This window comes from Solirubrobacter phytolaccae (genome assembly GCF_027587195.1).
Taxonomy (GTDB): Bacteria; Actinomycetota; Thermoleophilia; order Solirubrobacterales; family Solirubrobacteraceae; genus Solirubrobacter; species Solirubrobacter phytolaccae.
In genome coordinates this window covers 1-8,430 of sequence record NZ_JAPDDP010000137.1, presented here as the reverse complement: position 1 = coordinate 8,430, position 8,430 = coordinate 1, and the positions used below count along the sequence as shown (strand labels likewise).

7 protein-coding genes and 1 pseudogene are annotated in these 8,430 nt (G+C 74.4%); 6 read left to right on the top strand and 2 right to left on the bottom strand.

What is annotated here, in order from left to right; translation table 11 throughout:
- From OJ997_RS35780 to ligD, 6 genes are all read left to right on the top strand, one after another.
- The coding region (locus tag OJ997_RS35780; protein WP_270030251.1) for an aminotransferase class I/II-fold pyridoxal phosphate-dependent enzyme at positions 1 to 1,036 on the top strand (1,036 nt) is incomplete at its 5' end.
- A 70-nt stretch (positions 1,037 to 1,106) separates the two neighbouring features.
- Entirely contained in the window at positions 1,107 to 1,937 is an 831-nt protein-coding gene (locus OJ997_RS35775) for a dihydrodipicolinate synthase family protein (RefSeq protein ID WP_270030250.1), read from the top strand.
- A complete protein-coding gene (locus tag OJ997_RS35770; protein WP_270030249.1) occupies positions 1,938 to 3,281 on the top strand; it encodes a DHA2 family efflux MFS transporter permease subunit in 1,344 nt (447 codons plus the stop codon).
- Between the two features lie 24 nt (positions 3,282 to 3,305).
- Complete coding sequence (locus OJ997_RS35765; protein ID WP_270030248.1) at positions 3,306 to 4,238, top strand: cation diffusion facilitator family transporter; 933 nt, start codon at positions 3,306 to 3,308, stop codon at positions 4,236 to 4,238.
- A 4-nt stretch (positions 4,239 to 4,242) separates the two neighbouring features.
- On the top strand, positions 4,243 to 4,635 hold the full coding sequence (locus tag OJ997_RS35760) for a VOC family protein (RefSeq protein ID WP_270030247.1): 393 nt from the start codon (positions 4,243 to 4,245) through the stop codon (positions 4,633 to 4,635).
- Positions 4,636 to 4,645: 10 nt separating this feature from the next.
- A complete protein-coding gene (ligD, locus tag OJ997_RS35755; protein WP_270030246.1) occupies positions 4,646 to 5,656 on the top strand; it encodes a non-homologous end-joining DNA ligase in 1,011 nt (336 codons plus the stop codon).
- Here the strand turns inward: ligD and OJ997_RS35750 are convergent.
- Positions 5,653 to 7,023 (bottom strand): FAD-binding oxidoreductase, encoded by a 1,371-nt coding sequence (locus OJ997_RS35750; RefSeq protein WP_270030245.1) that lies wholly within the window; start codon positions 7,021 to 7,023, stop codon positions 5,653 to 5,655. The two genes, ligD and OJ997_RS35750, sit on opposite strands and share 4 nt — an antisense overlap.
- Before the next feature lie 128 nt (positions 7,024 to 7,151).
- Positions 7,152 to 8,430, bottom strand: a pseudogene (locus OJ997_RS35745) (BTAD domain-containing putative transcriptional regulator); the annotation flags it as partial.

Sequence of the window (8,430 nt, the reverse complement as noted above, 5' to 3'; positions counted from 1 at the left end):
CGCCGCGCCGGCCGTCGTCGCGCCCGGCGACGCCGCCGGGCCGGCCATCGTCGCGCCCCCCGTCGCGACCTCGCGCGTGGACGAGTCCGTGCTCTACGGCGTCGCCCCCGAGGACCCCCAGCTCGTCGCGTGGGCCGCGCGCGCGTTCGCGGTCGACGTGGCGCGCGACTTCACCGTCGTCGTCGCGCACGGCGCGGTCGACGCCGTCGAGCGCGTGCTCGCCGCGCACCTCACGCGCGGGGACGCGGTCGCGGCCGAGGACCCGTGCTTTCTCGCGCACATCGGGACGCTCCGGCTGAGCGGGTTCGAGGCGGTGCCGGTGCCGGTCGATGCGGCCGGGATGACCGCGGACGGGCTCGAGCGCGCGCTGCTCGCCGGCGTGCGCGCGGTGGTCGTCACGCCGCGCGCCCAGAACCCGACCGGCGCGAGCGTCACTGCCGAGCGCGCGGCGGCGCTCCGCGACGTGCTGGCCCGCTTCCCGCACGTGCTCGTGATCGAGGACGACCACTTCTCCGCGCTCGCCCAGGCCGCCTACCACCGGGTCACGCCGCCCGAGACGGCGCGGTGGGCGCTGGTCCGCTCGATCACCAAGTTCCTCGGACCCGACCTGCGGGTCGCGGTGCTGGCCGCCGACGAGGTGACCGCCGCGCACGTGCGCGCCCGGCTCGCGCCCGCCTGGGTCAGCCACCTGCTGCAGCGGCTCGCGATCGCGCTGCTCGAGGACGAGGCGACACAGCGGATGGTCGCGGCCGCGCGTGCCGCGTACGCCGAGCGCGCGGCGTTGCTTGTCGCCGCGCTGGAACGCCACGGCGTCGCAGTCACGATCCCGCCCGACGGCCTCAACGTCTGGGTCGACGTGCCCGCCGACGCCGATCGGGTCGCCGCGACGCTCGCCGAGCGCGGCTGGCAGGTGCGCCCGGCGAGCGCGTTCGCCGTCGGCGGCCCGACCCGCCACGCCCTGCGTGTCACCACGTCCACGCTCACCCCCGAGCAGGCCGAAGCCTTCGCCGCCGCCCTGGACGCCGCGACGAGATGACCCGCGCCCCGGCCGCCGCCTGCCGCGCCCTCGCGCTCTCCCCACCCACCGCGACGAAATGAGCCTCCCCATGTTCACCGGACTCAGCGCCTTCCCGCTCACCCCGCTCGACGAGGACGGCATCGACGAGGGCGCGTTCACGCGGCTCGTCGCCCGGCTCGCGACCGCCGGCGTGGACTCGATCGCGCCGCTCGGCAGCACCGGCAGCTACGCCTACCTGCAGCGCAAGGAGCGCGCCCGGCTCACGCGGCTCGCGGTGGAGGCCGCGGCGGGCGTGCCGGTGATGGTCGGGATCGGCGCGCTGCGGACGAAGGACGTGCTCGCGAACGCGGCGGACGCGCAGGCCGCGGGCGCCTCCGCGGTGCTGCTCGCGCCCGTCTCCTACCAGCTGCTCACCGACGACGAGGTGCTCGGCCTGTACACGGACGTCACCGCCGAGCTGTCCGTGCCGCTATGCGTGTACGACAACCCGACGACCACGCGCTTCACGTTCAGCGACGACCTGCACGCGGAGATCGCCCAGCTGCCGAACGTGGGCGCGATCAAGCTGCCCGGGCCGGGAGCGGCGGAGCGGCTCCCGGGCCTGCGCGGCCGCGTGCCGGAGACGGTCGCGCTCGGCGTGAGCGGCGACTGGTTCGCGGCCGAAGCGCTCGCCGCGGGCGCGGACGTCTGGTTCAGCGTGATCGGCGGCCTGTTCCCGGAGGCGGCGCTCGCGATCGTGCGCAGGGAGGCGCTGGACCTCGAGCCGCTGTGGGCGCTCTTCCGCACCTACGGCGGCATCCGCGTGATCGCCGCCGCGGCCGCGCTGCGCGGGTTCACGGGCGAGCCGAACCTGCCGCGTCCCCTGATCCCCGCGCCGTCGGCCGAGGTTGCCGCCGCGCTGGATCAAGTCGGTCTGTAGATGCTCATCGTCCTCGTCATCGCGCAGGTGATGAGCGTCGCGAACGCGAACCTGATCGCGGTCGCGCTGCCGCCGCTCAGCGCGGACCTCGGCGCGTCCGCCACGCAGGAGCAGTGGATCGTCGACGCGTACGTGCTCGTGCTCGCGGCCCTGCTCGTCGCCGGCGGCGTGCTCTCGGACCGCTACGGCCGGCGCCGCGCGCTGCTCGCCGGGCTGGGGATCTTCGCCGCCGGCTCGCTCGCGTGCGCGCTGGCGACAAGCCCGGGAGTGCTGATCGCGGCGCGCGTGGTGCAGGCGCTCGGACCGCCGCTCGTCCTGCCGGCCTCGCTCGCGATCCTCACCGCCAACGTCTCCGACCCGCTCCAGCGCGCCCGCGCGATCGGCTATTGGGGCGCGGGCTCGGGCTTCGGCGTCGCGGTCGGGCCGCTGATCGGCGGCGCGGTCGTCGCCGGGCTGGGGTGGCGGTGGGCGTTCGGCGTCAACGTCCCGGTGGCGCTCGTCCTCGCGGTGGCCGCGGCGCGGTTCATCCCGAACGACCGCCCGGTGCGCTCCGCGCATCGCTTCGACGTGCTCGGCGCGCTGCTCGTGACGGGCGCGCTGGGCGCCCTCGTGTTCGGCCTCATCGAAGGCCCCGCACGCGGCTGGGCTTCGCTCGAAGTGCTCGCGAGCTTCGCGGTCGCGGCGCTCACGGCCGCCATCTTCGTGGCCGCCGAGCGCCGCCACCCGGCACCGCTCGTCGACCTCGAGCTGGTGCGCCGCCCGGTGTTCGCCGCCGCCAACCTCGCGGCCGCGGCGATCCTGTTCGCGACCCTCGCCGTCAGCGTCTACATCTCCGCGTTCCTGCAGACCTTCCGCGAGCTCTCGCCGCTGGAGACGGGGCTCGCGTTGCTGCCGCTCGGCGGTGCGGTCGCGCTGCTCGCGCCGGTCTCCGGCCGGCTCACGGCGCACGTCCGGCCGCGCACGCTGATCGCCGCCGGGCTGCTGTGCTCGGCGCTCGGCGCGCTCCTGCTCAGCCGGGTCGGAGGCGCCGACGGCCCCGGCGACGTCTGGCCCGCGCTGCTCCTGCTCGGCGCGGGCGCGGGGATCGCGCTGCCGCCGACCACCGCCACCGCGGTCTCCGCCGCGCCGGCCGCGCGGACCGGGATGGCATCCGCGATCCACAACGCCGGCCGCCAGGTGGGTGCGACGCTCGGCGTGGCCGCGCTAGGCTCGATCGTCGTCTCCCACGCCGCCGACGGCGGCGCCGCGGCCTACGCGGACGGCCTGTCGGTCGCGCTCGTCGTCACCGCGGTGCTCCTCGCCGCGGTCGCCGCGCTCACGCTGCGGTTGATTCCGCGTGGCTGACCACGGGGTAGGTACCGTCTCCTGGTGAAGTCCGACCGGCTCTTCCGGCTTCTTTGGCTGTCCGTCGCCGCCGCGCTCGCGACGATCACGCTCAAGACCGTCGCCTATCTGCTCACCGGCTCGGTCGGTCTGCTGTCGGACGCCGCCGAGTCCGTGGTCAACCTCGTCGCCGCGGTCGTCGCGATCCTCGCGCTGCGCTTCGCGCTCAAGCCGGCCGACGAGGACCACGCGTACGGGCACCAGAAGGCCGAGTACTTCTCGGCGGGCGTGGAGGGGACGCTCGTGCTCGTCGCGGCGGTCACGATCGGCATCACCGCGTTCGGGCGACTGCTGGACCCGCAGCCGATCGACAGCGCCGGAATCGGCCTCGCCGTCTCCGCGGGCGCGACGCTGATCAACCTGGCGGTCGGCGTCGTGCTGCTGCGCGCGGGGCGCGAGGAACGCTCGATCGTGCTCGAAGCCGACGGCAAGCACCTGATCACGGACGTCTGGACGTCGGTCGGCGTGATCGCCGGCGTGGCCGCGGTGGCGCTCACCGGCTGGGAGATCCTGGACCCGCTGATCGCGCTCGCGGTCGCGGTGAACATCATCGTCGCGGGTGGCTCGCTGGTCTGGCGCTCGGCCGACGGCCTGATGGACCGCGCCCTCGACGGCGACGACCGCGCGAAGATCGACGCGGTGCTGACCGAATTCCGGGAGCGCGAGGACATCGACTTCCACGCCCTGCGCACCCGCCAGGCCGGCTCGCGCGCGTTCGTGTCGGTGCACGTGCTCGTCCCGGGCGCCTGGACGGTCCAGCACGGCCACGACATGGTCGAGCGCGTCGAGGACGACCTGCGCGCCCGGCTCCCGCACGCGACGATCTTCACGCACCTGGAGCCGGTCGAGGACCCGAAGTCGTTCACGGACATCGACCTGGACCGGGCGATGAGTTCCAGCCCGCCGCATCGTCCTTAGCTGCATGCCTCTGAGAGAGCTCTCGACGGTCGTCGTCCCCGTGCGCGACCAGGACGCCGCCCTGGCCTTCTACACCGAGGTCCTGGGCCTGGAGAAGATCAGCGACTTCACCTACGACAGCGGCGAGCGCTGGCTCGAGGTGGCGCCGCCCGGTCAGATCATCTCGTTGTGCCTGGTGGCGTCCGGCTCCGTGGGGGTCGAGACGGGGATCGCGCTGAGCAGCGACGACGTCCCCGGGGATCTTGCGGCGTTCCGGGCGGGCGGCGCACGGGTGGACGACGCGCCGCTGGCGGAGGGCGAAGTCGTGCTCTGGGCGGGCGCGCCGCTCGCCGGTCGCCCGCCGCAGTTCCGGGTCTGGGACCCGGACGGGAACTCGCTGCTGATCGTCGCCCAGTAGCGTGACGCCCGTGGCCGGTGAAGTGGAGATACTGGAGCTCGGCGGGCGCGAGGTGCGCATCACGAGCCCGGGCAAGGTGCTGTTCGAGGGGCGCGGCGAGACCAAGCTCGACCTGGTGCGGTACTACGCCGCGGTCGGTGACCCGCTCCTGCGCACGATGGGCGGGCGGCCCGTGCTCATGCAGCGCTTCCCGCAGGGTGCGAGCGGCAAGTCCTTCTTCCAGAAGCGCGTGCCCGACAACGCGCCCGAGTGGCTGGAGACCACCACGGTCCAGACCGTCAACGGCACGCCTTCGCGGGCGCTGGTGATCGCCGACCTCGCGCACGTCGCGTGGGCGGTCAACCTCGCCTGTCTCGGCTTCCACGTCTGGCCGTCGTTGGCGGACGACCAGGAGCACTCGGACGAGCTGCGACTCGACCTGGACCCGATGCCCGGATGCGACTTCGCGATGGTGCGCGAGGCCGGCCGGGCGCTGAAGGCGCTGCTCGACGAGGTCGGGCTGGTCGGGTACGCGAAGACGACCGGCAACCGCGGGCTGCACGTGTACGTGCGACTGGAGCCGCGCTGGGACGCGTACGAGGTGCGGTCGGCCGCGGTGGCCGTGGCGCGCGAGCTCGAGCGCCACCACCCGGAGCTGCTGACCGCCGCGTGGTGGAAGGAAGAGCGCGGCGAGCGCGTCTTCGTCGACTACAACCAGAACGCGCCGCACAAGACCGTGTTCGGCGCGTGGTCGGTGCGGGCGCGCAAGGGCGCGCAGGTGTCGGCGCCGATCGCCTGGGAAGAGCTCGACGAGGTCCATCCCGACGAGCTCACGATCCCGGTGGTGCTGGAGCGCTTCGCCGACCGCGGTGACCCGTGGATCGACATGGCGCCGCAGTCGCTCGAGCCGCTGCTGGCCTTCCATGAGCGCGACATGGCGAGCGGGCTGATGGACGCGCCGTGGCCGCCCGTGTATCCGAAGATGCCGAACGAGCCACCGCGCGTCGCGCCTTCACGTGCGAAGGCGGTCGAAGAGGACTAGACGCGCACGGTCTGGCCGACGCGCAGCACGCCCTTCGGGTCGTGACGCTCGGCAAGGCCGGTGAGCCACATGCGTGTGTCCTCGTCGTAGACGCGCATCATCCGCGCCACGCCGGTGGTCGCCCCGAAGTTCGGGAACTCCCCGCCGGTGAGCCACGGCGCGAGCGCCGACTGCACCGTCGCGTTGTGGCTCGCGACCAGCTCGGCGATCTCCGGCACGGCCGCGCCGATCACGAGCAGGCTGTAAGCCGCATCGCGGTGGCAGAACGCGCTGGCGTGCTCGGGCTCACGGGCGAGCGCGCCGCCCATCAGCCGCAGCTCGACGATGAACTGCGGCGAGCCGGAGCCCTGGCCCGCGGCGTCCAGCAGGGCGTCGACGGTCTCCGGCGCGAGCTCGCGCAGCAGGCCGCTCGTCTCGTACACCGGCATCGGGTCGGTCGGGTCCATGTGGACGGCGCCGATCGCCGCATACGGGAGCAGCCCGAGCGTGTCGATGATCGGATCGGCGACGGCGCGCATGGGGGCGAGCAGCTGCTCGCACTCGATCTGCGTCGCCGTGCTGGTGAAGCGGACCGAGACGGTGAGCCGCCCGGCGAGCGGCGCCGGCACGCCCGGCATGTCCGGCAGCTGCAGCAGCGCGATCGACGTGTTCGCGTGCTCGGGCAGGTCCTGCGTCCACTCGCGCCACATGTGCAGCACGCCGGACGCGTCGGTGCCGTTGAAGAACAGCGCGCCGCCGTAGACCTGGGCGAGCGGGAGGAGCGTGAGCTCGACCGCGGTGACGACGCCCAGCGTGCCCTTCCCGCCGCGCAGGCCCCAGAAGAGGTCGGCGTGCTCGGTCGGCGTGGCGCGCAGCAGGCGCCCGTCGCCCGTGATGACCTCGAGGGCGAGCACGGTGTCCGACGCGAGCCCGTACGTGCGGGTCAACGGGCCGATGCCGCCGCCGGTGAGGAAGCCGACGACGCCGACGCCCGGCGCCGAGCCGACCAGCGGCGCGAGCCCGTGCGGCGCCGTCGCGTCCAGCACCTGCTGCCAGATGACGCCGGCGCCGATCCGCGCGCGCCGGTTGACCGGGTCGACCTGCAGCTCGTCGAGGTTCGCGGTGTGGACGAGGAGGGTGTCGTCGAGGTCCATGTGCACCGCGCCGTGCCCGGTGCGCTGCGGCAGGACACGGAGACCGTGGTCGTTGGCGAAGCGGACGGTGGCGGCGACGTCGTTGGCGTCATGGGCCGCCACGACGGCGGCGGGAGTCATCGGAACGGCGACGTTCCAAGGGGTGGCGAGCTCATAGCCGGGCTCGCCGGGGAGGGCGAGCGTTCCGGTCAGCAGGGAGCGGAGCTCGGTCAGAGGTGGGGAGGAGACCGACATGGCCGGAGTGTCCGGGCCGCCGCTTGGCGTGGGCTAGGAGTGCGCTTGGAGTCCGACGGCGCCCTGCCGCCGAGCGCTGGATTCCTCGTCGCTGGGCCGAGAAATCCGGCGCTCGCGTGGCGTTCGCGCTATCGGGGCGCCGCGTCGAGCTCGGCGAGCGCGCGTTCGCAGCGCGCCACGGTCGGCGCTCCGCCTGTGGCGCGCGCGAAGGCCAGCGTGCCCTCCAGGATCTCGCGGGCACGGTCCGTCTCGCCCATCAGCGCGAGGAGCCGTCCGCGCGCGTAGTCGACGGTGTTGATCACGCCGATGTGGCCGACGACGGCGATCCGGCCCGCGTACGGGTCGAGCAGCGCGAGCAGTCGGGGCGCGACGTCGACCAGACCGGCCTCGACCGCGGTGTCGGCGAGCAGGGTGACGTGGCCGAGCGTGATCCAGATCCAGGCGTTCTGCTCGTCCAGCCAGGAGGTCAGGCGCTGCTCGGCGGTGACGGCGTCGTGGCGGGCGGCGGCGATTGCCGCGTCCCACGGCTCCCACTCGAAGGTGCCGGCGGGGTCGGCGGTCGCGAGGTCGTCGCGCTCACGGCGGAGGCTGAGGCGGGCCAGCGCCGCAGAGCCCGCGTAGTAGAGCTCGGTCTGCAGGTGCACGCGCGTGCCGATGTCGTAATGGCGGTTCGCCTCGTCGAAGTCGCCGCGCCAGGTGGCGAGCGTGCCCTCCATCCAGCGCAGCTGGACGCGGATCACGGGCAGCTGGAGCACGTCGGTCTCGGCGACCGCGAGGCGCACGGCCTCGGTGGCCGCGGCGACGTCGCCCAGCGACAGGTGGGCCATGCTCGCCACGGCGCGGGCGATCGCGGCGTCCACGCGCGCCTCGCGATGCGAGAGGCCGATCAGGCGGTCCGCCAGCACGATGATCTCGTCGGCGTGCGCGGCGACGCCCGAGTAGGTGAGCAGCCGACCGAGCAGCGCGTCGGCGATCGCGTCCTCGTCGCCGAGCGCGTCAGCGATCGCCAGCGCCCGCGCGGAGAGCCGCTCCGGCACGGTCGGGTCGGGGTCGTAGCAACGGCCGATCGCGGTCGCGGCGAGCAGCCGCGCGTGCGCGGCGGGGTCACGTTCGACGAACGGCTCGAGGCTCCGCAGACGCTCGAGCAGCGGGCCGGGATCGTCCCCGTAGGTCGGCCACGGCCACGCGCCCGCGCTGCGCAGGAGCGAGCTCGCGAGCCGGCCGACGGTGCCCGCACGCCCCGCCCGCGCGGCGTCGAGCAGGGCGGCGTCGAGCACGTCGAGCACGGTCTGCCCACGCCCGGCGCGAGCGAGCGCCGCGACCTGCGCGACCAGCAGCGCGTCGCGCAGACTGCGCCCGCGCAAGGCCCCGAGCGCGGCGCCGGCCGCGCCTACCGGAGGCGCGGCG